The organism is Actinoplanes sp. CA-252034 (assembly GCF_050956125.1).
Taxonomy (GTDB): domain Bacteria; phylum Actinomycetota; class Actinomycetes; order Mycobacteriales; family Micromonosporaceae; genus Actinoplanes.
The window spans coordinates 119,820-143,867 of sequence record NZ_CP191846.1 but is presented as its reverse complement, the minus strand read 5'-3'; the positions used below and the strand labels follow the sequence as shown (position 1 = coordinate 143,867).

The 24,048-nt window shown below is 70.1% G+C and carries 20 protein-coding genes and 2 pseudogenes; 10 read left to right on the top strand and 12 right to left on the bottom strand.

Going from position 1 to position 24,048, the window contains the following annotated elements:
* Positions 1–8: 8 nt before the first annotated feature.
* A complete protein-coding gene (locus ACQPZW_RS00635; protein WP_433792922.1) occupies positions 9–590 on the top strand; it encodes a hypothetical protein in 582 nt (193 codons plus the stop codon).
* Here the strand turns inward: ACQPZW_RS00635 and purD are convergent.
* Positions 580–1,821, bottom strand: coding sequence for a phosphoribosylamine--glycine ligase (gene purD, locus ACQPZW_RS00630; RefSeq protein ID WP_433792921.1), 1,242 nt, complete (start codon positions 1,819–1,821; stop codon positions 580–582). The genes ACQPZW_RS00635 and purD overlap by 11 nt on opposite strands.
* 91 nt (positions 1,822–1,912) lie before the next feature.
* Between purD and ACQPZW_RS00625 the strand changes: the two genes are divergently transcribed.
* A complete protein-coding gene (locus ACQPZW_RS00625; RefSeq protein ID WP_433792920.1) occupies positions 1,913–3,205 on the top strand; it encodes an adenylosuccinate synthase in 1,293 nt (430 codons plus the stop codon).
* Positions 3,205–4,161: a diacylglycerol kinase family protein gene (locus ACQPZW_RS00620; protein ID WP_433792919.1), complete on the top strand. Its 957-nt coding sequence runs from the start codon at positions 3,205–3,207 to the stop codon at positions 4,159–4,161. Before ACQPZW_RS00625 ends, ACQPZW_RS00620 begins: the two co-directional genes overlap by 1 nt.
* A 56-nt stretch (positions 4,162–4,217) precedes the next feature.
* Here ACQPZW_RS00620 and ACQPZW_RS00615 read toward each other — a convergent pair whose 3' ends face one another.
* Positions 4,218–4,529 carry a hypothetical protein gene (locus ACQPZW_RS00615; RefSeq protein ID WP_433792918.1) on the bottom strand — a complete coding sequence of 104 codons (312 nt, stop codon included), beginning with the start codon at positions 4,527–4,529 and terminating at the stop codon, positions 4,218–4,220.
* Positions 4,530–5,123: 594 nt separating this feature from the next.
* Here ACQPZW_RS00615 and ACQPZW_RS00610 point away from each other — a divergent pair.
* Positions 5,124–6,392, top strand: a pseudogene (locus ACQPZW_RS00610) (MinD/ParA family ATP-binding protein); the annotation flags it as partial.
* Positions 6,393–6,779: 387 nt separating this feature from the next.
* On the opposite strand, the gene ACQPZW_RS00605 reads toward ACQPZW_RS00610, so the two are convergent.
* Positions 6,780–7,202, bottom strand: a complete 423-nt coding sequence (locus tag ACQPZW_RS00605; RefSeq protein ID WP_433792917.1) for a DUF3151 domain-containing protein — start codon at positions 7,200–7,202, stop codon at positions 6,780–6,782.
* A gap of 204 nt (positions 7,203–7,406) precedes the next feature.
* Positions 7,407–8,396, bottom strand: coding sequence for an ADP-ribosylglycohydrolase family protein (locus ACQPZW_RS00600; RefSeq protein WP_433792916.1), 990 nt, complete (start codon positions 8,394–8,396; stop codon positions 7,407–7,409).
* A 55-nt stretch (positions 8,397–8,451) separates the two neighbouring features.
* Here ACQPZW_RS00600 and ACQPZW_RS00595 point away from each other — a divergent pair, with 55 nt between their 5' ends.
* A complete protein-coding gene (locus ACQPZW_RS00595) occupies positions 8,452–9,639 on the top strand; it encodes a hypothetical protein (RefSeq protein WP_433792915.1) in 1,188 nt (395 codons plus the stop codon).
* A 26-nt stretch (positions 9,640–9,665) separates the two neighbouring features.
* Positions 9,666–9,995, top strand: coding sequence for a hypothetical protein (locus ACQPZW_RS00590; RefSeq protein ID WP_433792914.1), 330 nt, complete (start codon positions 9,666–9,668; stop codon positions 9,993–9,995).
* A gap of 3 nt (positions 9,996–9,998) precedes the next feature.
* Here the strand turns inward: ACQPZW_RS00590 and ACQPZW_RS00585 are convergent, their stop codons facing one another.
* Both ACQPZW_RS00585 and fbaA read right to left on the bottom strand, forming a co-directional pair.
* Positions 9,999–10,520: a hypothetical protein gene (locus ACQPZW_RS00585; RefSeq protein ID WP_433792913.1), complete on the bottom strand. Its 522-nt coding sequence runs from the start codon at positions 10,518–10,520 to the stop codon at positions 9,999–10,001.
* A gap of 110 nt (positions 10,521–10,630) precedes the next feature.
* Positions 10,631–11,656: a class II fructose-bisphosphate aldolase gene (gene fbaA / locus ACQPZW_RS00580; protein ID WP_433792912.1), complete on the bottom strand. Its 1,026-nt coding sequence runs from the start codon at positions 11,654–11,656 to the stop codon at positions 10,631–10,633.
* Positions 11,657–11,854: 198 nt separating this feature from the next.
* Between fbaA and ACQPZW_RS00575 the strand changes: the two genes are divergently transcribed.
* From ACQPZW_RS00575 to ACQPZW_RS00560, 4 genes and pseudogenes are all read left to right on the top strand, one after another.
* Positions 11,855–12,007: a hypothetical protein gene (locus ACQPZW_RS00575; protein WP_433792911.1), complete on the top strand. Its 153-nt coding sequence runs from the start codon at positions 11,855–11,857 to the stop codon at positions 12,005–12,007.
* Between the two features lie 41 nt (positions 12,008–12,048).
* Positions 12,049–13,394 (top strand): annotated as a pseudogene (locus tag ACQPZW_RS00570) (3' terminal RNA ribose 2'-O-methyltransferase Hen1).
* On the top strand, positions 13,391–15,886 hold the full coding sequence (locus ACQPZW_RS00565) for a polynucleotide kinase-phosphatase (protein WP_433792910.1): 2,496 nt from the start codon (positions 13,391–13,393) through the stop codon (positions 15,884–15,886). Before ACQPZW_RS00570 ends, ACQPZW_RS00565 begins: the two are co-directional and overlap by 4 nt.
* Positions 15,887–15,961: 75 nt before the next feature.
* Positions 15,962–17,008 carry a DedA family protein gene (locus tag ACQPZW_RS00560; RefSeq protein WP_433792909.1) on the top strand — a complete coding sequence of 349 codons (1,047 nt, stop codon included), beginning with the start codon at positions 15,962–15,964 and terminating at the stop codon, positions 17,006–17,008.
* A gap of 49 nt (positions 17,009–17,057) precedes the next feature.
* Here the strand turns inward: ACQPZW_RS00560 and ACQPZW_RS00555 are convergent, their stop codons facing one another.
* From ACQPZW_RS00555 to clpB, 6 genes are all read right to left on the bottom strand, one after another.
* Positions 17,058–17,732 (bottom strand): class II aldolase/adducin family protein, encoded by a 675-nt coding sequence (locus tag ACQPZW_RS00555; RefSeq protein ID WP_433792908.1) that lies wholly within the window; start codon positions 17,730–17,732, stop codon positions 17,058–17,060.
* Positions 17,733–17,849: 117 nt separating this feature from the next.
* Positions 17,850–18,227: an ArsR/SmtB family transcription factor gene (locus ACQPZW_RS00550; protein ID WP_092549981.1), complete on the bottom strand. Its 378-nt coding sequence runs from the start codon at positions 18,225–18,227 to the stop codon at positions 17,850–17,852.
* Positions 18,228–18,284: 57 nt separating this feature from the next.
* Positions 18,285–18,653, bottom strand: coding sequence for a hypothetical protein (locus ACQPZW_RS00545; protein ID WP_433792907.1), 369 nt, complete (start codon positions 18,651–18,653; stop codon positions 18,285–18,287).
* Positions 18,654–19,025: 372 nt separating this feature from the next.
* Positions 19,026–19,640, bottom strand: a complete 615-nt coding sequence (locus ACQPZW_RS00540; protein WP_433792906.1) for a hypothetical protein — start codon at positions 19,638–19,640, stop codon at positions 19,026–19,028.
* Between the two features lie 175 nt (positions 19,641–19,815).
* Positions 19,816–20,784, bottom strand: coding sequence for a hypothetical protein (locus ACQPZW_RS00535; protein ID WP_433792905.1), 969 nt, complete (start codon positions 20,782–20,784; stop codon positions 19,816–19,818).
* A gap of 675 nt (positions 20,785–21,459) precedes the next feature.
* Complete coding sequence (gene clpB, locus ACQPZW_RS00530) at positions 21,460–24,042, bottom strand: ATP-dependent chaperone ClpB (protein ID WP_433792904.1); 2,583 nt, start codon at positions 24,040–24,042, stop codon at positions 21,460–21,462.
* Positions 24,043–24,048 lie beyond the last annotated feature (6 nt).

Sequence of the window (24,048 nt, the reverse complement as noted above, 5' to 3'; positions counted from 1 at the left end):
GCCGTACCGTGCCCGATCGAAGTCTCTATCGACTCGCCGCCCTGACCGGCCTCGCCGGCGGCCTTCTCACCCTGGTGGCGGTCGCCCGCCGGGCCGGCCTTGTCCCGGAGAACGCCGTCACCCACGCCCTGGCCCCGCCCGCCACCGCGATGCTGCTCTTCACCCTGACCGCGCTCTACCTGTGCCAGCGGCGGGAGACGGGACAGCTCGGCCTGGCCGGGTTCGCGCTCAACCACCTGGGGCTGAGCGGGCTCTTCGCGATCGAGTTCCTCACCCACGCGGTCCTGCAGTATCAGGACGCGGCGGCCCGGGAGGCGGTGCTCACCGGGCCGGGCCGACCGTACTTCCTGGTGGTTGCCCTGGTCTTCATGGCCGGGGTGACGCTCTTCGGTGTCGCGTCGTGGCGCACCGGGGTGCTGCCCCGCGGCGCGCTCGTCCTCTACGTCACCGGACTGTGCACGGCCGCGCTACGCACGTCCGTCCCGGAGTGGGCCTACCTGGGCGGGCTGGTCGCCGGATCCGCGGGCGTCCTGTGGCTCTCCGTCACGCTGCTGCGGGACGCCACGCGGCCGGCGCTCGTCACAGCGTGATGCGACCCTCGACGGCACGCAGCGCGATGTCCTTGCGGTACTGGGCACCGTCCAGGCGAACCTGCTCGACCAGGGCGTAGGCGGCCTCGCGGGCACCGGCCAGGTCACTGCCGGTCGCGGTGACGCTGAGCACCCGGCCACCGGCCGACACCAGGGCGCCGTCGGTGTCGCGGGCGGTCCCGGCGTGGATGACGCCGGGCCGCTCGGCACCCTCGATCACGTCACCGGTCCGGGGCACGCCCGGGTAGTTGTGGCTCGCCACGACGACCGTGATCGCCGAGCCGGGCTTCCAGGTCAGCGGGGCGTGCTCGGCCAGCGTGCCGGTGGCGGCCGCGTTGAGCAGACCAGCCAGCGGCGTCTCCAGCAGAGCGAGCACCACCTGGGTCTCCGGATCGCCGAAGCGGGCGTTGAACTCGATCACCTTCGGGCCGTCCGGGGTGAGCGCGAGCCCGACGTAGAGCAGGCCGGCGAACGGGGTGCCCCGCTTGCGCATCTCGGCCAGCGTCGGCTCCACGGTCTCCCGCAGCACCCGCTCGGTCAGGTCGGCCGGCGCCCAGTCCAGCGGGGCGTAGGCGCCCATGCCGCCGGTGTTGGGGCCCTCGTCGCCGTCGAGCAGGCGCTTGAAGTCCTGTGCGGGCATCAGCGGCGCGACCGCGGTGCCGTCGGTGACCACGAAGAGCGAGACCTCGGGGCCGGGCAGGAACTCCTCGATGACGACCTTGCCGCACGCCTCGGCGTGGATCAGGGCCTCGTCGAGGTCATCGGTCACGACCACACCCTTGCCGGCGGCGAGACCGTCGTTCTTCACCACGTACGGCGTGCCGAGCTCCTCCAGGGCGGCCCGGGCCTCGGCGACCGTGGTGCAGTCGAACGATCGGGCCGTCGGCACACCGGCGGCGGCCATCACCTCGTTGGCGAACGCCTTCGAGCCCTCCAGGCGGGCCGCGGCCGCGGACGGGCCGAAGCAGGCGATGCCCTTGGCACGGACCGCGTCGGCGACACCGGCGACCAGCGGGGCCTCCGGGCCGATCACCACGAGGTCGGCGCTCAACTCGACGGCGAGCGCGGCGACCGCGGCCGGATCGGTGGCCTTCACGTCATGCAGCTCGGCGAGCTGGGCGATGCCAGGATTGCCCGGCGCGGCGGCCAGGAAGTCGACGGACGGGTCGGCGGAGAGCCCGACGGCAAGCGCGTGCTCGCGCCCACCGGAGCCGATCAGAAGTACGCGCACGACGGCCCATCCTACCTGCGGTGGCGTCGCGTAAACTTTCGCAGTACCCGGACTCCTCCAGGTACGACCTTGGGGAAAGGCATATCTAAAAGTGCCGGTGATCGTGTTGGTCGGCGCCCAGTGGGGCGACGAGGGCAAGGGTAAGGCCACGGACCTGCTGGGCGACCGGCTCGACTACGTGGTCAAGTTCAACGGGGGCAACAACGCGGGCCACACCGTCGTCATCGACGGCGAGAAGTACGCGCTCCACCTCCTCCCCAGCGGGATCCTCTCCCCGGGGGTCGTACCGGTGATCGGCAACGGCGTCGTCGTCGACCTCAACGTGCTGTTCCAGGAGATCGACGGGCTAGAGGCCCGCGGCATCGACACGTCCCGCCTGCGGATCAGCGCCAACGCGCACGTGATCGCCTCCTACAACCGCACCCTCGACAAGGTCACCGAGCGTTTCCTCGGCTCCCGCAGGATCGGCACCACGGGCCGCGGCATCGGCCCGACCTACGCCGACAAGATGAACCGGGTCGGCATCCGTGTGCAGGACCTCTTCGACGAGTCGATCCTGCGACAGAAGGTCACGGCGGCACTCGGCTTCAAGAACCAGGTGCTGTCGAAGATCTACAACCGGACCGGGGCGAAGGTCGACGACGTCGTCCAGGAGCTCCTGTCGTATGTCGACCGGCTTCGGCCGTACGTGGCGGACACCGCCCTGGAACTGTCGAACGCGATCGACGACGGCAAGGTCGTGCTCTGCGAGGCCGGCCAGGCCACCCTGCTCGACGTCGACCACGGCACCTACCCGTTCGTGACCAGCTCCAACGCCACGTCCGGGGGCGCCTGCACCGGCGCCGGCATCCCACCGACCCGGATCGACCGGGTGGTCGCGGTACTCAAGGCGTTCACCACCCGCGTCGGTGAGGGCCCGTTCCCGACCGAGCTGAACGACAAGTTCGGTGACTACCTGCGCGAGGTCGGCCACGAGTACGGGACGACCACCGGCCGCCCGCGCCGGATCGGCTGGCTCGACCTGGTGATCGGCCGCTACGCCCAGCGCATCAACGGGGTCACCGACTTCGCGATGACCAAGCTCGACAACTACGACGGCCTCGACGAGATCCCGGTCTGCGTGGCCTACGAGGTCAACGGCGTCCGCCACGACGAGATGCCGGTCAACCAGACCGACTTCCACCACGCGCAGCCGATCTTCGAGACGCTGCCCGGCTGGAAACAGGACATCTCCGGCTGCCGCAAGTTCGAGGACCTGCCCCAGGAGGCACAGGACTTCGTCGAGTACGTCGAGGCTCGGATCGGCGCCCGGATCTCGATCGTCGGCGTCGGCCCCGGCCGCGAGGCGGTCATCGAGCGGCACTCGGTGCTCGGCGGAGTCTGATGTATGACGTCGTGCTCCTGAGCCTGGCCGAGGGCTCGGGCGACTCCTGCGGCTCCGGCGATTCGGGTTGCGGCGGCTGCAACGCCGTGTGCGCCACCCCTCGTACCCCGGTCCTGGCCTGCGCGGACGCCCTCCGTCAGGCCGGGGCGCTGGTGGAGACCGTGCTGGCCGGCTCCGATCAGGAGATCGACGCGGTCCTCGCCCGGTTCGACGGCCCGACCCGGCCGGACGGCCTGACCTGGCCCGACCCGGACACCAAGGTGCGCCTGGTGGTGGCGACCGCGACCGACGGCCAGCTGCGTGCCGTGGTGCGCCGGCTGGTCCGGCGCTACGCCCCGCCGCCCAGCAAACGGCCCGCCGACCTGGTCGCCGGGCGTACCGTGCCGGACCTGCCGCCGATCGCGATCCTGCCGCTCGACCCGGGCAACACCGAGGACCTGGCGGCCCAGCTCGGCCTCCCCCGGACCCCGGCGGCCGTCGCAGCGGCCGTGATGAACGGCACAGTCCGGCGGCTAGACCTGCTGCGCAACGACGGCGGCTCGGTCACCCTGGACGGCGCGCTGCTCGGCGGCTCCGACGACAACGGCCGAGCCGTGCCGTGGCGCGGCCGGGTCGAGGTCGACGACGCGGTGCTCACCGACGGCGAGGAGCCGGTGCTGGCCTGCGCGATCGGCAACGGCGCCGGCTACGCCGAGTTCGACGGCCTCCGGCTTCTCGCCGACGGCGATCCGACCGACGGCCGGGTCGAGGTGGCCGTCGCGGTCCCGGTGGTCGTCAAGAAGCTGTTCAAAGGCACGAGGGTACGAGTGGAGGTGCGCCGGGTCCGCGGACGCGCCGTGTCCGTCCTCCCGCGCGAGGGTGAACTGCAGTTCCTCGACGACGGGGTGGCCGGGTCGACGAGTCGCAAGCGATCCTGGTGGACCGAACCGGGCGCCTGGGCGGTGTACGCGGGCTGAGGTCCGTGCAACTCTTGGACGGGCAGCAGAGCCAAGATTTCCTGATACCGGAGGTCTCATCCGTGGCGGACGAGAACGCCGACCGTGTCTACGTCCCGGGAGCCGAGGCGTCGCCGCCGGCCCGGGACGTGGAGCCGTTCTGGGCCGACGAGCCCGAGACCCCGGTGCACGGCCGTGCCGTGCCCGTGGCCGATCGTCTGCCACCGGTCGGGATGGTCCAGGTCGAGCCCGGGGTGTTCCGGCCGGCCGACGGTCCGCCGCTGCCACCGGGCGTGCACGTGCCCGCCCAGCGCCCTCCGGCGACCACGCCGGTCCCGCCTCAGGCACAGCAGCCGCAGCACGGGCCGCCGCCCACGCCGATCGCGCATCCCGAGGGGCACACCGCGGCCGACTCGCCCTGGGCGCAGCCGCTGCACCGTCCGGCGCCGGTCACACCACCGACGGTGGTCCCCCATGCGGCCGGCCAACAGTCGGCGCCTGCACAGCCGGGCGACGCGGGGCCCGCTTTCCCGCAACCCAGCGGCTTGCAGCCCACGTCTTCCCCGCCGGCCGGTCAGGAGTCCACATCTCCACTGCCTGGTGGACGGCAGACCGTTTCCACCCGGCCTGTCGAGCAGCAACCGGCTTTTCCACGATCAGCCGGCCAGGAATCCGCGTTTCCACAGTCGGGTGATCGGCAGCGGGCTTTCCCTCAGCCGGCCGGTCAGGAGACCGCACCTCAGCCGCAGCGAGACCAGCCGTCGGCTTCTCCGTGGCAGGGTGACCAACCGTCGGCTTCTCCGCAACTGACTGGCCGGGAGTCCGCTTTTTCGCAGCCGGGTGATCGGCGACTCGGCGACCGGCAGCCGGTTACTCGTCCCGTCTCCAGTCAACCGTCTGCCGGCGTCTGGCCGACCGGGCACGCTATCGCCGTACCGCCAGAGGCGAAGCCCACCCCGCCGCCTCCGCATGCCGCGCCAGTGACTTCGACCACAGCTCACGCCGCGCCTGCCGACGGTGGGTGGGCCGCTGCAGAGGCTTGGCCGAGCGCCCACGCCGCGCCGTCCAACGCGCATACCGCACAGCCGACCGCGCACGCCGCTACCGCACAGCCGACCGCGCACGCCGCGACGCCTCCGACCACCCACGCCGCGCCGCCCGCGACCGCGCATGCCGCGCCTTCGAGCGCGCATGCCGTGCCGGACGCGGTGGCTTTGCAGCCGCCCTACCAGGCGCAAACCGGGTTGCCGAATCCGTCGCAGGAGCAGGTGCCGGGGGCCGAGGCGGACCCGTTCCAGGAGCTCAACTGGATGGTGGACGGCACGCCGACCGCTGAGGAGTTCGCGCGGCGGCGGCTGGCCCGGCCGAGTCAGCAGAGTGCCACGATGGGCGCTCGGGCGATGCTGCAGAAGGGCATGTTCGGGCTGGTGAAGCTGGCTCCCGGGCAGCGTGAGCTGGAATACAAGCAGGACGTCGAGATGGTGCGCCGCAACTTCGGTGGGCTGCGGCAGGTGACCGTGGTCAACCCGAAGGGCGGCGCCGGCAAGACGGTGGCCGTGCTGCTGTTGGCGATGACTTTCGGGCAGAAGCGCGGCGGATACGTGCTGGCCTGGGACAACAACGAGACCCAGGGAACCCTGGGCATGCGGGCCCAGCAGGACTTCCACGCCCGCACGGTCCGGGACATGATGCGTGATCTGCATCTCTTCCAAGGCGCGCAGGGCCGGGTCGGTGACCTGTCGCAATATGTGCGGGCTCAGGGCGAGGGCATGTTCGACGTGCTCGCCTCGGACGAGTCGGCGACCGCCGGTGAGATGCTGACCGCGGCCTCGTTCGCCGAGATCCGCGACGTGGTGAGCCGGTTCTACAAGTTGATCTTCGTGGACACCGGTAACAACGTCCGCGCCGAGAACTGGCAGGCCGCGATGGACGCCACCGACCAGTTGGTGATCACGATGTCGGCCCGAAACGACTCGGCGGAGACGGCGGCGCGGGCGCTCGATCATCTGGAGCAGAGCGGCCGGCGTCGACTGGTACGCCAAGCAGTGACGATTGTCACCATGCCACCGACCCGCAAGGACATCGACCTGCAGTGGATCCAGCAGCACTTCGCGGCCCGAACCAGGGCGGTGCTGGTGGCCCCATACGAGCGGTTGATCGACTCGGGCGAGCCGATCCGCTACGGCGAGCTCTCCGCGAACACCAAGGACGCCTGGCTCAAGATCGCCGCATCGGTGGCTGACGGCCTGTAGCCGCCGCCGATCTTGTGCGCTTCCAGCGCCAGGTCACAGGCTCGGCCCGGGTGAGGTGTGCGTCTTCAACCGGGCGGCAGCCTCAAGCTCGGGGCGGGATGAGCATTGCGTCTCCGCCTCGGCGGCAGCCTCAAGCTCGGCGCTTGATCAGCATGCGCCTCCGCCTCGGCGGCAGCCTCAAGCTCGGCGCTTGATCAGCATGCGCCTCCGCCTCGGCGGCAGCCTCACGCCCCGAGCGGATTAGGTGTGCGCCCTCACCGTGGCCGCAGCAACAGGCTCGGCCCGGATGAGGGGTCCCGGCGGCGGCACCAACCGGGCGAAGTCGGCGTGAGGTGATCTGGTGAGCTCGCGGCTGCCGCGAGCTCACCAGATCGACAACGCGGTGGATTACGTCAGGGCGTCGGCGGCGGCCGGGTCGCTGTCGCGGAGGAACTGGGCACAGCGGGCCGCCTCGTCGGCCTCACCGATCTGGGCGGCGGCCTGGGACAGGGCGTGCAGGCAGCGGAGGAAGCCCTGGTTCGGCTCGTGCGCCCACGGGACCGGGCCGTGGCCCTTCCAGCCGTTGCGGCGCAGCGAGTCGAGGCCGCGGTGGTATCCGGTGCGGGCGTAGGCGTACGCGGTGACCGGCTCGTCGGCGGCCAGAGCCGCGGCTGCCAACGGCGCCCAGGCCGCGCTGTAGGCGGGGAATCTGGCGGCGACCGCCTTGAAGGCCTGCTCGGAGCCCGTCGCGGCGGCCTCGGCCAGGGCTTTGTCGGCCTCGGCGTCGGCGGGCAGTCGGGTGGCCGGCGGCTCGGGAAGGAGGTTCTGCATGCTCCCATTCAACCCGTCCGGGCCGCGTTCATTCCGCCGCCACCACGTTCCGGGTCCCCCGGGTTTCCCGCCCGCCTCTCACCACCGCCTCAAGCCCGCCGAGACAGCGATGAGAGGCAGGCCGAGACCGCGGTGAGAGACAGGCCCGGACCGCGATGAGAGGGAGGGCGAGACCGCGGCGAGGGACGGACGGAGGAGCGGGGGTCAGTCCCAGGCCCGGCCGAGGCGGAACAGGCGGTCGGCGTACTCGATCTTGGTCTGCCAGTCGGCCGGCCAGGCGGCGAGGCCCAGCGCGGCCCCGGCGAATGCTCCCGCCAGGCAGGCGATCGAGTCGGAGTCGCCGGAGGAGGCCGCGCCCCGGCCCAGGACGGCGACCGGCTCGTCGGGCGAGACCAGGTAGACGTAGAGCGCGGTGGCCAGCGCCTCCTCGGCGATCCATCCGGCGCCGGTCCGTAGACACGGGTCGCCGGTGTGATCGCCGCCGGCCAGCGCCTCGGCCACCCGGTCGAGGGCGGCTGCGCACTCGTCCCAGCCGCGGGCGATGAACTCCTCCGGCGAGGTCACCGCGGGCCGGTGCCACAGCTCGCCGAGCCAGTCGGCGTGGTAGACCTTGCGCTGCTCGGCACAGCGCTCCCGCAGGGCGGTGAGCAGGTCGGACGGCGCGAGGCCGCCACGGAGCCAGAAGACGGCGTACGCCGTGAGCTCGCTGGCTGCCAGCCCGGTCGGATGCCCGTGTGTCAGCGCCGCCTGGAACTGTGCCGCCCCGGAGCGCTGCTCGTCGGTGAGCCCGGGCATCAACCCGACCGGGGTGACCCGCATGTTGGCCCCGCACCCTTTCGAGTCGATCTGGGTGGCCCGGGTCCAGGGCCGGCCGTCGGCGAGGTTGCCGATCGCCCGCAGACAGGTCATGCCGGGGGCCCGGTCGTTCTCCGGGCTGGCCGCCCACTCCAGGAACCGTCGTCGCAGCACCGGCTCCAGGGAGGCCGGGGTGATCGACGCGGCCTCGCGCAGCGCCTCGCCGACCGCGAGAGCCATCTGGGTGTCGTCGGTCACCAGGGCCGGCTCACCGACCAGTTGCCGCGGGCCGCCCGGGCCGTAACGGGCCACGATCGTCGCGTACTCCTGGAACTCGGTCGGTTTCCCGAGGGAGTCCCCGTAGGCCAGACCCAACAGTGAACCGGTCGCAGCGCGCATGCGCCAACTCTAGGTAGTACGTCAACGACTCGCTCGGTTCGAGCAAGATGGACGCATGCCCGACCCGTTGCAACCAGTGCTCGGTGGAGACGCGCCTTTCGACGCGACCGCCGACGAGATCGAGACCCGCGCCGAGCTGGACGTGCACCTGGCCAAGAACACCCTGGCCGGCCTCTGCGTCCTGGGCCTGCGACTGGACCGCGACCCACCCGACCTGACCGGGGTGGATGTGCGGGAGACCATGTTCGTGGGCTGCCATCTGGCCGGTCCCGAGGTGGAGTCCGACCTGATCCTGCGCGGGGCGCACGTGGTCCCGCCGTTCGACGACCGGCCCTACCCGACACATCCGGCGCTGCTCTACACCCCTGAGGACCTGTCCGCCGGGTTTGCCGAGCACGGTTTCGCCGGAATGTTCGACACTGCCGTTTACCAGCACTTCGTGGCACACGGCGGGGCGGTTCCGGACATTCGGGAGGCGCTCGCCCAGCGACTGCACGACGCCGGTGTCGACAACGCGCTCGGCAAGGCGCTCAACGAGTGGGCTGCCGTGCACGGGCCGGGCGGCGCGATCGGGATCATGGGCGGGCACGCGGCGCCGCGGGGCTCGGAGCCGTACCGGATGGTGGCGGCCCTGACCCGTCGCCTGGCCGCCGCGGACCGGTTGATCGTGACCGGCGGCGGGCCGGGTGTGATGGAGGCGGCCAACCTGGGCGCCTACTTCGCCTCCTTCGACGAGGCCCGGCTCTCCGCCGCGATCGATCGCCTGTCGGTGGCGCCGCATTTCATGGACCACGAGCCGTACACGGCGGCCGCGCTGGCGGTGCGGGCCGCGCATCCGCTGCCGCCGCTCGACGTGGCCGGGCGGCTGCGGCACGGCGGTCTGGCTCTGCCCACCTGGTTGTACGGCCACGAGCCGGCGAACCTGTTCGCCGGGCAGATCGGGAAGTACTTCTCGAATGCGGTTCGCGAGGATTCGATCCTGCGGTTGGCCCGTGGTGGGATCGTGTTCGCTCCCGGGTGGGCCGGGACGGTGCAGGAGATCTTCCAGGCCGCGACGAAGACGTTCTACGCGACCGACGGGCCGTCCGGGGCGTATGTGTTCCTCGGCGTGGAGCACTGGTCGCGCCTGCCGGTGGCGGATCTGCTCGGGCCGCTGCTGGCCCGTTCGCCCCATGGCGACCAGTCCGATCTGATCGTCGTCACCGACTCACTGGACGAAGCCATGGCCGCGCTCTCGGCATAGTGGCGGAGGTGTCGCACACTGCAGCCATGGATCTGACCGTGGTCTTCGTAGTCGTCTTCCTGCTGGTCGCGGTGTCCCTCGCGGCGAAGGTGATCAGGCACAACACGCGTTCCGCGTACCGCGAGGGGCGGTACGGCAAGAGCCGCTCGCGTGGTGGCTCGACGCCCTACTACTACAACCACTCCGACGGGAGCAGCGGCACGTGGGACTCGTCGGACTCGTCCTCGTCGTCGTCCAGTGACGGCGGGGGCAGTTGGTGGGGCGGCGGCGACAGCGGTGGCTCGTCCTGGGGTGGCGGCGACAGCGGCGGCTCGTTCTCCGGTGGCGGGGACAGCGGCGGCGGTGGCAGTTACTGAGCGCTAGGCCACGTGTACGCGGCGCCAGTGCACCGCCGGCAGGTCGCCCTCGGGGACGTCGGTGATGCCGTTCTCGTCCATGGCGTTGTAGATCGCGAGACGCGCCCCGTCGAACAGGAACTCGACGGCGTGCAGCACCCGGGGCCGCCAGTCGGCCGACGTGGTTCGCTCGATGACGTTGACGGCGCGGAGCGACCGGCCCCGGGCCTTGCGCAGTGCGGCGTGCGGGTCGGGGCGCCAGTCGAAGTGCTCGTAGAGGTCGACCGGGAGCGACGTGTCGATCTGGTCCCAGGTGATCGCACACTCGTCGAACTTACGGTGGGTGATCTCGACGCGACTCAGTCCGAAGTCGAGGATCACCGGGCCGTCAGCGAACCATCCACGCTCGGCGACATCCCACATCAGCCAGCTTGATCGCAGTCTCTTGCCGATGAGCCGCACGAACATGTGTCGATGGGTGGCGGCGAGGGCCTCGGCATCGTGATGCCACTCGGGTTTCCAGCCCTCGATTCCGAGCACGACCACCGTCCCGCCGATCTTGATCGGTCGATGGTACCCATTCCTTTGTGTAACCCCACAACACGACAACGACCGGTCCCCACCGCGGGGGACCGGCCGTAGCCTTTCTACTTAATTCACTTCCCGAGCGAGGTACCCGCGGAGCGCAGGTGCTCGGACGCCTCGACGACCCGCTTGGCGAGACCGTTCTCGGCCAGCTTGCCCCAGGCGCGCGGGTCGTAGGCCTTCTTGTTGCCGACCTCGCCGTCCACCTTCAGCACGCCGTCGTAGTTGCGGAAGAAGTGGTCGGCCACCGGGCGGGAGAACGCGTACTGCGTGTCGGTGTCGATGTTCATCTTCACCACGCCGAAGTCCAGAGCGCCGTGGATCTCCGACAGCAGCGAGCCGGAGCCGCCGTGGAAGACCAGGTCGAGCGGCTTCTCCTTGCCGTACTTGGCGCCGATCGCGTCCTGGATCTCCTTGAGGATCTCCGGACGGAGCTTGACGTTGCCCGGCTTGTAGACGCCGTGCACGTTGCCGAAGGTGAGGGCGGTCAGGTAGCGGCCCTTCTCACCCAGGCCCAGGGCGGCGACGGTGGCCAGGCCGTCCTCGACGGTGGAGTAGAGCTTGTCGTCGATCGCGGCGGAGACGCCGTCCTCCTCGCCACCGACGACGCCGACCTCGATCTCCAGGATGATCTTGGCGGCCGCGGTCTTCGCCAGCAGCTCCTCCGCGATCTGCAGGTTCTCGTCCAGCGGCACGGCCGAACCGTCCCACATGTGCGACTGGAACAGCGGGGCCTGACCCTTGGCCACACGCTCCGCCGAGATGTCGATCAGCGGGCGGACGAAGCCGTCGAGGTGGTTCTTCGGGCAGTGGTCGGTGTGCAGCGCCACGTTGATCGGATACTGCTTGGCGACGTGGTGGGCGAACTCGGCCAGCGCGACCGCGCCGACGACCTTGTCCTTGATGGTCGGGCCGGACACATACTCGGCACCGCCGGTCGAGATCTGGATGATGCCGTCGCTGCCGGCCTCGGCGAAGCCCTGAAGGGCCGCGTTGAGGGTCTGCGAGGACGTCACATTGATCGCCGGGTAGGCGAACGCGCCGGCCTTGGCGCGATCGATCATCTCGGCGTAGACCTCGGGAGAAGCGATAGGCATCGGGTGCGCTCCTTGCTCATTTTCACGGGCTGCGAGAGGGCAGGACCGCGCTGTCCTCCAGCAGGAAGTATTCCGCAGTTGCGGTGCGTAGTGGAAACCGCCTCGAAATCAGTACCTACGCCTGCCCGTTTGCGCAGCATGGGTCCGGATTAAGTCGCACCATGGAGGAAGAGTCGCCGAGTGGGGGAGGGAGCCGAGATGACGTACCCGATGCAGGAGATCGACCTGGAGACGCCCGAGGTCGACGCCGTCGAGCAGGCGACCACCGTGCCCGGCTGGCAGGACGACACCGATGATCCGGACGCCACGGAGGAGAACCGGATCGTCGAGTTCGACGACGACTACCGCTGAATTCGATCGCCTGATTACGCACTCACTGTCACGATCGACGGGTGCTGCTCACTCTGACGACCACCCACCGGCCCGCCACCGATCTGGGCTATCTGCTGGTCAAGCACCCCGACAAGGTGCATTCCTTCAGCATGCCGACCGGTACGGCGTACGTCCTCTACCCCGAGGCGGACGACGACCGCTGCACCGCCGCCCTGCTGCTGGACGTCGATCCCCAGCTGCTGCGGGCGCAGCGGGACGCCTTCGAGTTGAGCCAGTATGTGAACGACCGGCCGTACGCCGCCTCCAGCCTGCTGTCGAGCGCCCTGGCAAAGGTCTTCCGCACCGCGCTGCGCGGCGCCTCGAAGGACCGACCGGAGCTGGCCGCCGTGCCGATCCCGCTGGAGATCCGGGTGCCGGTGCTGCGGGGCACGCCCGACCTGGTGCACCGCCTGTTCGCGCCGCTCGGCTGGTCGGTCGCGGCCACATCGATCCCGTTCGAGCCGGAGATCGGCGGCGACAGCCGCTATGTCGACCTGCGGCTGACCGGTGAGGTGCGGCTGGCGGACGCTCTCAATCACCTGTACGTGCTGCTCCCCGTCCTGGACGACGGCAAGCACTACTGGGTCGCCCCGGACGAGATCGAGAAGCTGCTGCGCTCCGGTGAGGGCTGGCTGGCGGAGCATCCGGAGAAGGTGCTGATCGCTCGCCGCTACCTGGCGCACCGCAGGTCGCTGGCCACCACGGCTCTGCAGCTGCTGGAGGCGGATCAGCCGGTCACCGAGGAGGAGGCCGAGCTGCCGGTGGCCCGCCGGGCGCCGCTGGCCGAGCAGCGCCGGGACGCGGTCCTGGCCGCCCTGACCGAGGTGGGGGCGTCGCGGGTGCTCGACCTGGGTTGCGGCGGGGGCGCCCTGCTCGCCGCGCTGGTCAAGAACCGGGCCTTCACCGGGATCGTCGGCGCCGACGTGGCCACCCGCTCGCTGGAGCAGGCCGCTCGCAAGATCAAGATTGAGCGGCTGGGCGACCGGGTCAAGCTGATCCAGACCGCGCTCACCTACCGCGACGACCGGCTGCGCGGCTTCGACGCGGCGGTGTTGATGGAGGTCATCGAGCACGTCGACCTGCCGCGCCTACCCGCTTTGGAGGCGGCGGTCTTCGGTCATGCGAAGCCGGGAGCGGTCATCGTGACCACACCGAACGCGGAGTACAACGTGCACTACGAGGGACTGACCGGGATGCGGCACTCGGACCACCGCTTCGAGTGGACCCGCCCGAGTTCGCCGCGTGGGCAGCCAGGACGGCAGACGAGTACGGCTACGCGGTGACCATCCGTGGCGTGGGTGAGCATGACGAGATCACCGGCGCCCCGACCCAGCTCGCCCTGTTCACCAAGGAGGTGTCCGCATGATCATCGACGTTCCCGAGCTGTCGCTCGTGGCGCTGGTCGGCATCTCCGGCTCCGGCAAGTCGACCTTCGCCCGCACCCGGTTCAAGCCCACCCAGGTGCTCTCCTCCGACTTCTTCCGAGGCCTGGTGGCCGACGACGAGAACGACCAGTCCGCCTCCGGTGACGCCTTCGAGGCGCTGCACTACGTGGCCGGCAAGCGGCTCGCGGCCGGCCGGCTCACCGTGGTCGACGCCACCAACCTGCAGTCGCACGCCCGTGCCGGCCTGATCAAGGTGGCCCGCGAGCACGACGTGCTGCCGGTGGCGATCGTGCTGGACGTGCCGGAGTCGGTGGCGTGGGAGCGGACCGAGGCGCGCGAGGACCGCACCTTCGGCCGTCAGGTCCTCACCCGCATGCACCGTGACCTGCGCCGCTCCCTCAACCAGCTGGCCAAGGAGGGCTTCCGCAAGATCCACGTGCTGCGCGGGGTCGACGAGATCGCGGCGGCCGAGATCCGTTACGAGAAGCTGTTCAACGACCGCAAGGACGAGCACGGTCCGTTCGACATCGTCGGTGACGTGCACGGTTGCCGTGCCGAGCTGGAGGCGCTGCTCGGCACGCTGGGCTGGGAGCTAATCCGCGACGAGCTCGGCCGTCCGGTCGACGCGGTGCACCCGGAGGCCCGCAAGGCCGTCTTCGTCGGTGACCTGGTCGACCGTGGGCCGGACTCGCCGGGCGTACTGCGCCTGGTCATGGGCATGGTGGCGGCCGGCCACGCGATCTGCGTGCCGGGCAACCACGAGCAGAAGCTGGCCCGCAAGCTGAACGGGCGCAACGTGCAGCTCACCCACGGCCTGCCGGAGACGCTGGCACAGCTCGACGCCGAGGACCCGGCGTTCGTGACCGAGGTGCGGACCTTCATCGACGGCCTGGTCAGCCACTACGTGCTCGACGACGGCAAGCTCGTGGTGGCGCATGCGGGGCTGAAGGAGGCCTACCACGGGCGGGCCTCCGGCCGGGTGCGCAGCTTCGCGCTCTACGGCGAGACCACCGGCGAGACCGACGAGTACGGCCTGCCGGTCCGCTACCCGTGGGCGCGCGACTACCGCGGCTCCGCGGCCGTGGTCTACGGGCATGTGCCCACCCCTCAGCCGGAATGGATCAACAACACCATCTGCCTGGACACCGGCTGCGTCTTCGGTGGCGCGCTGACCGCGCTGCGCTGGCCGTCCCGGGAGATCGTGGCGGTGCCGGCGGCCAAGGAGTACTACGCGCCGGTCCGGCCCTTCGCCGCGGTCGCGGCGAAGCCCGATCACGGGCTGGACATCGCGGACGTCATCGGGCGACGGCACATCGATTACGGGTACGGCCAGACGACCGTCCCCGCCGAGAACGCCGCCGCCGCGCTGGAGGTGATGGGCCGGTTCTCGATCGATCCGGAGTCCCTGGTCTGGCTCCCGCCGACGATGGCCCCGTGCACCAGCTCGACCGTCGAGGGCTACCTGGAGCACCCGTCGTCCGCCTTCGCCGATCTGCGGTCGGCCGGGGTGGACCGGGTGGTGTGCGAGGAGAAGCACATGGGCTCGCGGGCCGTGGTGCGCGTCTCCACGTCGGGCACGGGCGACGCGATCTGGACCCGTACCGGCCGGCCGTTCTTCGGTCCCGAGCTGGACGAGCCACTGCTGGCCCGGGTCCGTGCCGCGGTCGCGCCGATCCTCGCCGAGCTGGAGACCGACTGGCTGCTCATCGACGCCGAGCTGCTGCCGTGGTCGGCCAAGGCGGGCGGCCTGATCCGGGACCAGTACGCCGGGGTGGGCGCGGCCGGCCGCGCCGCCCTGCCCGCGGCGCTGTCGGTGCTGGAGCGGGTGGCCGGCCGCGGTCTCGACGTGAGCGGGCTGCGGGACCGGCTGGAGCTACGGGCGGCCGAGATCGACGGCTACTCGGCGGCTTACCGGTCCTACGTGAAGCCGACGAGCGGGCTCACCGGGGTCACGCTCGCCCCGTTCGTGTTCCTGGCGGGCGCCGGTGTCTCGTACACAAGAAAGGATCATGATTGGCATCTCGCTCTGGCCGACCGGCTCGTCGCGGCCGACCCGGAGATCTTCACGCCGACCCGCCGCATGGTCGTGGACCTGGCCGACCCGGTCTCGGAGGCGGCCGCGACCGAGTGGTGGCTGACCCTGACCGGTGCCGGCGGTGAGGGCATGGTGGTGAAGCCGTGGGCCGGGCTCGCGGCGGTCGACGGCAAGGGCCGTCTCGTGCAGCCCGGCGTGAAGTGCCGTGGCCGGGAGTACCTGCGGATCATCTACGGGCCGGAGTACACCCGTCCGGAGCAGCTGAGCCGCCTCCGGCAGCGCAACCTGGGCCGGAAGCGGGCGCTGGCGCTGCGTGAGCACGGGCTCGGGCTGGCGGCGCTGGACCGGCTGACCGAGGGCGCCCCGGCCTGGCGGGTGCACGAGTTGGTCTTCGCGATTCTGGCCGCCGAGTCGGAGCCGGTCGACCCCCGACTGTGACCGGTGGGTCACTTCTCGGAGTGCACAGCATTCATACAGGTACCGGCCTTGAATAGGCCGGTACCCTGGCTCCTCGTGGACATCCATGTGCTCGCCGAGCAGCTCGCCCTGAACCCGCTGGACCCGAAGGACCTGCTCGGCGCCTTCGGGCTCCCGGGCGTGCTGGCCATCCTCTTCGCGGAGACCGGCCTGCTGGTCGGCTTCTTCTTTCCCGGTGACTCCCTGCTGTTCCTGGCGGGTGTGGCAGCCTCCGAGGTCGCCAACTCGATCTTCGGGCCGGGCGCCAAGCTGTCCATCGTCGGGCTGCTGATCGGCGCCCCGATCTGCGCCATCATCGGCGCTCAGCTCGGGCACTGGCTCGGTGCGAAGTACGGGCGTCGGATGTTCGACAAGCCCGACTCCAAGCTGTTCAAGAAGGAGTACGTCGAGAAGGCGGAGTACTACTTCGAGAAGTTCGGCCCGGCCAAGGCGGTGGTGCTGGCCCGCTTCATCCCGATCGTGCGGACCTTCCTCAACCCGGTCGCCGGCACCCTCGGCATGCCGGCGAAGCAGTTCTTCGTGTGGAACGTCGTCGGCGCGATTCTCTGGACCGACGGCATCATCCTGATCGGCTACCTGCTGGCCGAGCAGATCTACGCCGCCATCGGCGACAAGATCGACCGCTACATCCTGCCGGTGGTCGTGCTGATCGTCCTGATCTCGGTGCTGCCGATCCTCATCGAGATCCTCCGGGAGCGGAAGGCCAAGAAGAAGGGCCTGAAGACCGCGGACCCGGCCACCGCGATCGGCGTCGTGGCCGCGGCCAGCGTCGTTGGCCTGGCCGACGCCGCCCGCGAGGAGTACCACGAGCACTTCGACCACGAGCACAACCAGCAGGGCCACAGCCAGCAGCAGGGCCACAGCCAGCAGCAGGGCCACGACCAGCAGCAGGGGTACGGCCACCAGCAGGGCTACGGCCAGCAGGGGTACGGCCAGCAGCCGCCGCAGTATCAGCAGCCGCAGTACCCGGACCCGCAGCAGCCGGCCTACCCGCAGCAGGGGCACCAGCCGACCCCGCAGAGCTACCCGCCGCAGCAGCAGTACCCGCCGCAGCCTCCGCAGGACTACCCGCGGAACTACTGACTCGACGCGAAAGGCCGGCCCGTCGGGCCGGCCTTTTTCGTATCGCGATCTACACCCGAACGGTGGTCGACCCGGAAAGCTTCTCCAGGAACTCCTCCGGGCACTCCCGCAGGTTCTCCAACCGTCCGGCCGTCAGCGCCCGATAGGTGAGCGACGCGGCCTCCTCCAGGTTGCGGGCCCGCTTGTGGGCCAGCTCCACGGAGTCACCCATCACCACACACCCGTGCTGGCTGAGGACCAGGCAGTCGGTGCCGTCCGCGGCCATCGCGGCGGTCAGGGCGGCGAGCTCGCCACCGCCCGGCAGCCGGAACGGCACGGTCGACACCCGCCGCAGGTAGTACGCATGATCAGTGGTCACTATCCGGATGTGCTCCCCGAGGGCGTCCAGCAGGAGCGCCGTCTGCGGGTGCAGGTGCACCACCGCGTTGACGTCCGGCCGGGCCCGGTAGAGCGCCAGATGCAGAGCCAACTCGCTGGTCGGCTCGGTCCGTGACGGCGGGGCGGCGCCGACGGTGGCGGGGGCCCCGTCGGAGATCCGCACCGCGGTGAAGTCCTTGCGGCTGAGCCGTTCCAGCCACGTGCCGCTCGCGGTCACCCAGATGGCGTCCTCGTCCGGAATGCGGGCGGACAGATTGCCGCCCGATCCACACACGAGGCCCGCCTGCACCACGTCGTAACCCACATGCGCGAGCTGGTCACGCAGGTCACCGGGGACGTAGTTCACCCGTTCCTCCTCAGGTCCGCCGGCCCGTCCGTGGGCCGGGGTCCTCCGCCTGGCGTCACGCCCCCATAGTCAATGACGCCAGGCATTACCGCGTTTCCGAAGTCGTGATTACGACTTTCAGCGGGCCTTCTTGGTGGCCCGCTTCCGCGGCGGGGTCAGCAGGTCGGCGATGGTGGCGATGGCCGACGGCACCAGCCGGTAGTACGCCCAAACACCCCGCTTCTCCCGCTCCAGCAGACCCGCCTCGGTCAGGATCCGCAGGTGGTGACTAACGGTCGGCTGCGAGAGGCCCAGAGGGGCTGTCAGGTCGCAGACGCACGCCTCACCGTCCGTAGCGGACTGAATGAGGCTCAACAGCCGCAGCCGAGCCGGGTCGGCGAGTGCCTTGAGCACTCCCGCCAGGCGCTCAGCGTCAGCGCGTTCAATAGGCTCGCCGGCAAGCGGCGAGATCTGAGGCATGGTCATTTCCGCCAACGCAGTTCCCACGATCTCCATCCTTCCACCAACTGCATCGATTCTCCTGCATGTGAGCAGGAACGAACCGGCTAACTTTCAGGCCGTAAGGCCGACATCGATCGCCGAGTCGGACGACCGGACACCTTCGCCCGGGTCGACCGTTCGTGCGACTACGACTTCGGTCTCTGCCTCCTGCAACGCCTCAGCAGCCATCTGGTCGCTACCCATCCGTGTCGAGGTCTCGATCCCCGCTCTCGGAGTGAGGCCGGCCACATTGTCAATTCGTCGATTTGTTCGCCAGACAGATCCTCGACGATGACTCGCCACTGAACGCGTCGAGACCATCACGCCACACTGCGCGATCACCAGTTCGTCCACACCCCCACGACCCGATGAAAGCACGACGCCACGCTGCGCGACGGACAATTCAGTGATGAATTTACCCAGGTCGTGCCGTGCTCTCATGACATCGAGCGTACTGGCTGTACGAAAACCGGAATCTTTCGCCCCGGCAGGGCGGAACGGAACTATTGACGCGGGGCTTTGGGGGCATCTGTAAACAAGGTTTACCGATCGACCATCTGATCTCGCTCCTTCCCCGGGAGCATAGATGCTGCTCAAAGCAGTTACCGCCGGTACGGTACCCGCGTAACCCCCAGGATCACCTGGTGGTCGCGCTGTGAAGAGCCTGTGAACCCACCAAATCACGTTTGTCCGTACGGGCGAAAACACCCACCGTCCGGCCGATCTCGATCTATCCGGACAGCCGATCGAGTGACTGTGACAGAAACCGACAGTACCCGTTCGAGTGACCCACAGTCGTCGATACGGAACCGCTCACTCGTGCGGTCGTGACCAGAACTCGTCTTCGAGGTTCGACGTGGACTTGGGCGACACGGCCGGATCCGAGAACTGATCGGGTTCGGACCCGCCGGTAACAAAAGGCTTCGTTTGTGGGTTTGCCCACTCGGGTGACACAGAATTGCCGAAGAAGTCTCTCGGCGAGACCAGCACCAGGACGCCCACCACGAGGTACGCCACCACCTGTGCGGCGGCCACGATCACGTTCAGCACGATCCACCCATCGGGGTACGCGGCGTTCAGCGCGTCACTCAACGTCCCCGGAACCGGATCGCCGGCCCGCTGGGCGGCCAGGACGGCGAGCGTCCCGCACCCGGTCAGCACGCCGAGCACGGACACCCCGAGAGTGACCCCACGGCCCAGACGACTGCCCCGGCGCAGCGCGATGCCCAGCACCACGAACAGGGCGGTCACCAGCAGGCTCAGCACCAACGCCAGGGCCGCGATCAGCCACAGCACGGCGACGAAACCGTCCGCGGCGTCGGAGGCGCCCGCGGTGTCACGGAACCGGTCGACCACGCCCGGTGTGACGGCGACCATGCCGATCGCATAGGTGAGGCCCGCTGCCGCCATGGCCCAGAGCAGGGCCACCGCTGTGGCCAGGGGACCGGCCGGCGCGCGGCCGGCGGTGCGGTGACTAGCGGTGTCGGGACGGCGTAGGACATCGATGCTCCCGCGAGGTTCGGCTGGCAAGAACCTATCGCGTACGGGCCCCGGAAGTGGCCGGACCGGCCCACCCGGTGAGGGCGGGCCGGTCCGAAAGCGATCAGGCCGGGTCGGTGGGCGGCCGTGGCGGGGACGAATCCCCGCCCGCGTGCCCGCCCGACGACGGCGGCGTAGGCGGATCGGACTGCGCCGGCGGCACCGGCGGGGTCCCCCACGGGTCGGAGGACGGCGGCGGGGCCCAGGGGTCCGGCTGCGGCGGTGTGGAGGCGGGAGCGGCCGGCGATCCGGTGGCGCCCGGATACGGCGGCGGCGTGGTGGGCTCGCCCGCTCCCGGGTACGACGGCAGGCCCGGCGCCGGCTCACCCGGCTGGCCGTACTGCTGCGGCGATCCGAAGTGGTTGGGCGGCGGCGGGTAACCCGGCTGGGTGTACGGCGACTGCGGATATCCCGGCTGGCCGTAGGGCGACTGCGGGTAACCCTGCTGACCGGGGTAACCCGGCTGTCCCGGGTAACCCGGCTGGGCCGGATAGCCGGACTGACCCGGATAGCCGGGGTATCCGGGCTGACCCGGGTAGCCCGGGTAGGCGTTCCACGCCGGCTTGCGGAACCACGCGTTCGAGGACGGCAGCGCCAGCAGCACGATCGCGCCGAGCAGACCGAGCACGGTCAGCAGGGCGGAGATCATCAGGACCGGCTCATACCACCCCGGCATCGCGTCTGCGATCCGTTCCTCGAGCTGGGTGGTGTTGATCCCGCTCTCGCCGGTGCCACCGGCCGCGATGCCACCGGCCGCGTTGCCGCCCAGGCTGATGACGTTGCAGCAGAGGCCCAGGCCGGCGAAGACCCAGGTGACGATCCGCGATGCGTTCTTGCCCTGGCTGTTCAGGATGGCCAGGACGGCGACCGCGCCGCCGATCAGCAGGTAGATCACCACCATGAAGATCAGAACGAACCGCATGAACGGGGCCGCGTCGGCGAGCTGAGGGTCCTCGATCGTGAGGGCGTCCCGATAGGCGTCGACGGCGACACCCATCGTCGACAGCAGCACGACCGCGTTCAGGACCTGCATGGCGACGACTAGATAGAGAAGACTCGATGAAACGGTCACCGATACCGGGCGACTCGGCGCCGCCGGGTTCGGAACCGGATATGCCGGTACGGTCACGCTGCCCTCCTATTGATCAATTCACGGTACTTGTCGCAGACCACATCGCGCGACCGGGCCTCACCCTTCGCGACGGTGTGGCAACATCAGGCAACGATGACCCCAAATGACCGCAAACCGTCGTTCGTTCGGGGGGCGACACGCTTGGACCGGCCCCCTAGACTTCGATGATGTGGCGTCCACCTGGAAGCAGAAGGCTCCAGCGGCACGCCGTGCCCGCACGAGTCGCCCGCCCCGCGCACACCTTCCCGGGGCCGAGGCAGACCGGCTGACGGCGCCACTCCGATTGCGCAGGCCGCGTGACCACACCGCGGCCGCCCCAGACCTGACAAGGACCGGTGAGTCCCATGCCCCACGCCGACACCCTGGACATCGTCCACCATGACGACACCCGGACGCGATTCAAAGACGTCCGGTATCAACTCCATCGCAACGGCATACGGATCTGGTCCGCGGAGGGCGAGCACGCCATCACGGACGTACTGATGACACAGGCCTACCGGCGACGGTCGGCCGACAGATGAGAAAGGGCCCCGGGGAGACCCGGGGCCCTTCTCTGTGCTGGACCTACCGTGACGACTACCGGATGGTGAGGCCGTCCTTCGCGTCGCCCAGGTCGATCAGCACGGTCGAGCCGTCCCGGATGCGGCCGGCCAGCAGCGCCTTGGCCAGCAGATCACCGATCGAGGACTGGATCAGCCGGCGCAGCGGACGGGCGCCGTAGATCGGGTCATACCCGTGCTCACCCAGCCAGTCGACCGCGCTCTGCGTCACCTCGAGGGTGAGGCGCCGCTCGGCCAGCCTGGCCCGCAGGCGGGCCAACTGGATGTCGACGATCCGGATCAGGTTCTCCTTGGTGAGGGCGTGGAAGACCACGATGTCGTCCAGCCGGTTCAGGAACTCCGGCTTGAAGTGGGCCCGGACCGCGGCCAGCACCTCGTCGTGGCGCTCCTCGTCGCTCATCGTGAAGTCGGAGTTGGCCGAGCCCAGGTTCGACGTCAGCACGAGGATGGCGTTGCGGAAGTCGACCGTACGCCCCTGGCCGTCGGTCAGCCGGCCGTCGTCGAGCACCTGCAGCAGCAGGTCGAAGACGTCCGGATGGGCCTTCTCCACCTCGTCCAGCAGGACCACGCTGTACGGCCGGCGCCGCACCGCCTCGGTGAGCTGACCGCCCTCCTCGTAGCCGATGTAGCCGGGCGGCGCGCCGACCAGCCGGGCCACCGAGTGCTTCTCCGCATACTCACTCATGTCGATGCGAACCATCGCGCGCTCGTCGTCGAAGAGGAACCCGGCGAGCGCCTTGACCAGCTCGGTCTTGCCGACGCCGGTCGGGCCGAGGAAGAGGAAGCTGCCGGTCGGCCGATCCGGGTCGGCGATACCGGCCCGGGCCCGGCGCACCGCACCGGCGACCGCCTCGACCGCCTCGCGCTGCCCGATCACCTTGCCGGCCAGCGACTCCTCCATCCGCAGGAGCTTGGCCGTCTCGCCCTCCATCATCCGGCCGGCCGGGATGCCGGTCCACGCGGAGACCACCTCGGCGATGTCGTCCGCGCCGACGTCCTCCTTGACCATCGGAGGCTCGGTGTTCTCCTCCTCCTCGGACTCGGCGGCCCGCTGGATCTCCCGCTCCAGGGTCGGGATCACCTCGTAGAGCAGCCGGGACGCCTCCAGCAACTCGCCGTCACGCTGGGCCCGCTCCTGCGCGGCCCGCGCCTCGTCGAGCTCCTTCTTCAGCTCGCCGACCCGGTTGAGCCCGCCGCGCTCGCGCTCCCACCGGGCGGTGAGGGCGGTGAGCTCCTCCTCCCGGTCGGCGAGGTCGGCGATCAGCCGCTCCAGCCGGGCCATCGACGCCGGATCGGTCTCCTTCTCCAGCGCCAGGCGCTCCACCCGCATCCGGTCCACCTGCCGGTGCAGCTGGTCGAGCGCGACCGGACGGGAGTCGATCTCCATCCGCAGCCGGGAGGCGGCCTCGTCGATCAGGTCGATCGCCTTGTCCGGCAGGAACCGGTCACTGATGTAGCGGTCGGAGAGACTGGCCGCCGCGACGAGGGCCGCGTCGGTGATCTGGACCCGGTGGTGCGCCTCGTAACGGCCCTTGAGCCCGCGCAGGATGCCGATGGTGTCCTCGACGGTCGGCTCGCCGACCACGACCGGCTGGAACCGGCGCTCCAGGGCCGGGTCCTTCTCGATGTGCTCGCGATACTCGTCGAGCGTGGTGGCGCCGACCATGCGCAGCTCACCGCGGGCCAGCATCGGCTTGAGCATGTTGCCGGCGTCCATCGAGCCCTCGCCCTTGCCGGCGCCGACGACCGTGTGCAACTCGTCGAGGAAGGTCACGACCTGGCCGTTGGAACCGCGGATCTCCTCGAGCACGCTCTTCAAACGCTCCTCGAACTGTCCCCGGTACTGTGCGCCGGCGACCATGGCACCGAGGTCGAGGGAGACCAGTTTCTTGTCGCGCAGCGACTCGGGCACGTCACCGGCGACGATGCGCTGGGCGAGACCCTCCACGATGGCGGTCTTGCCGACACCGGGCTCGCCGATCAGCACCGGATTGTTCTTCGTCCTCCGGGAGAGCACCTGCACCACCCGGCGGATCTCGGCATCCCGCCCGATCACCGGGTCGATCTTGCCCTCGCGGGCCAGCGCGGTGAGGTCGACGCCGTACTTCTCCAACGACTTGTAGGTCTGCTCGGGATCGGCCGTGGTGACCCGGCGCTCCCCACCGCGAACCTGCGGGAACGCTCCGACCAGGGCGTCCTCGGTGGCGCCGGCGTCCTTGAGGACGGCCGAGACGGCGCCGCCCACCCGCGCCAGGCCGGCCAGCAGGTGCTCGGTCGACACATACTCGTCGCCGAGCGGCTTCGCGATCAGGTCGGCCGAGCCGATCGCGTTGACGAACTCGCGGGACAGGCTGGGCTCGACGGTGCTGGCCCCGCGGGCGGAGGGCAGCTGCTCGATCGCCCGGACCGCGGCCCGGCGGATGTCCGCCGGATTCGCCCCGACCGCCCGCAGCAGCGCGGTGGCCGTGGAGCCGCCGGTGTCGAGCAGCGACTGCAGCATGTGCCACGGCTCGACCGTGGCATGGCCGCGGCGGCCGGCGTCGGCGACGGCGCCGGTGATCACTTCGCGGCTCTTGGTGGTCAAACGTTCGGTGTTCATCAGCTC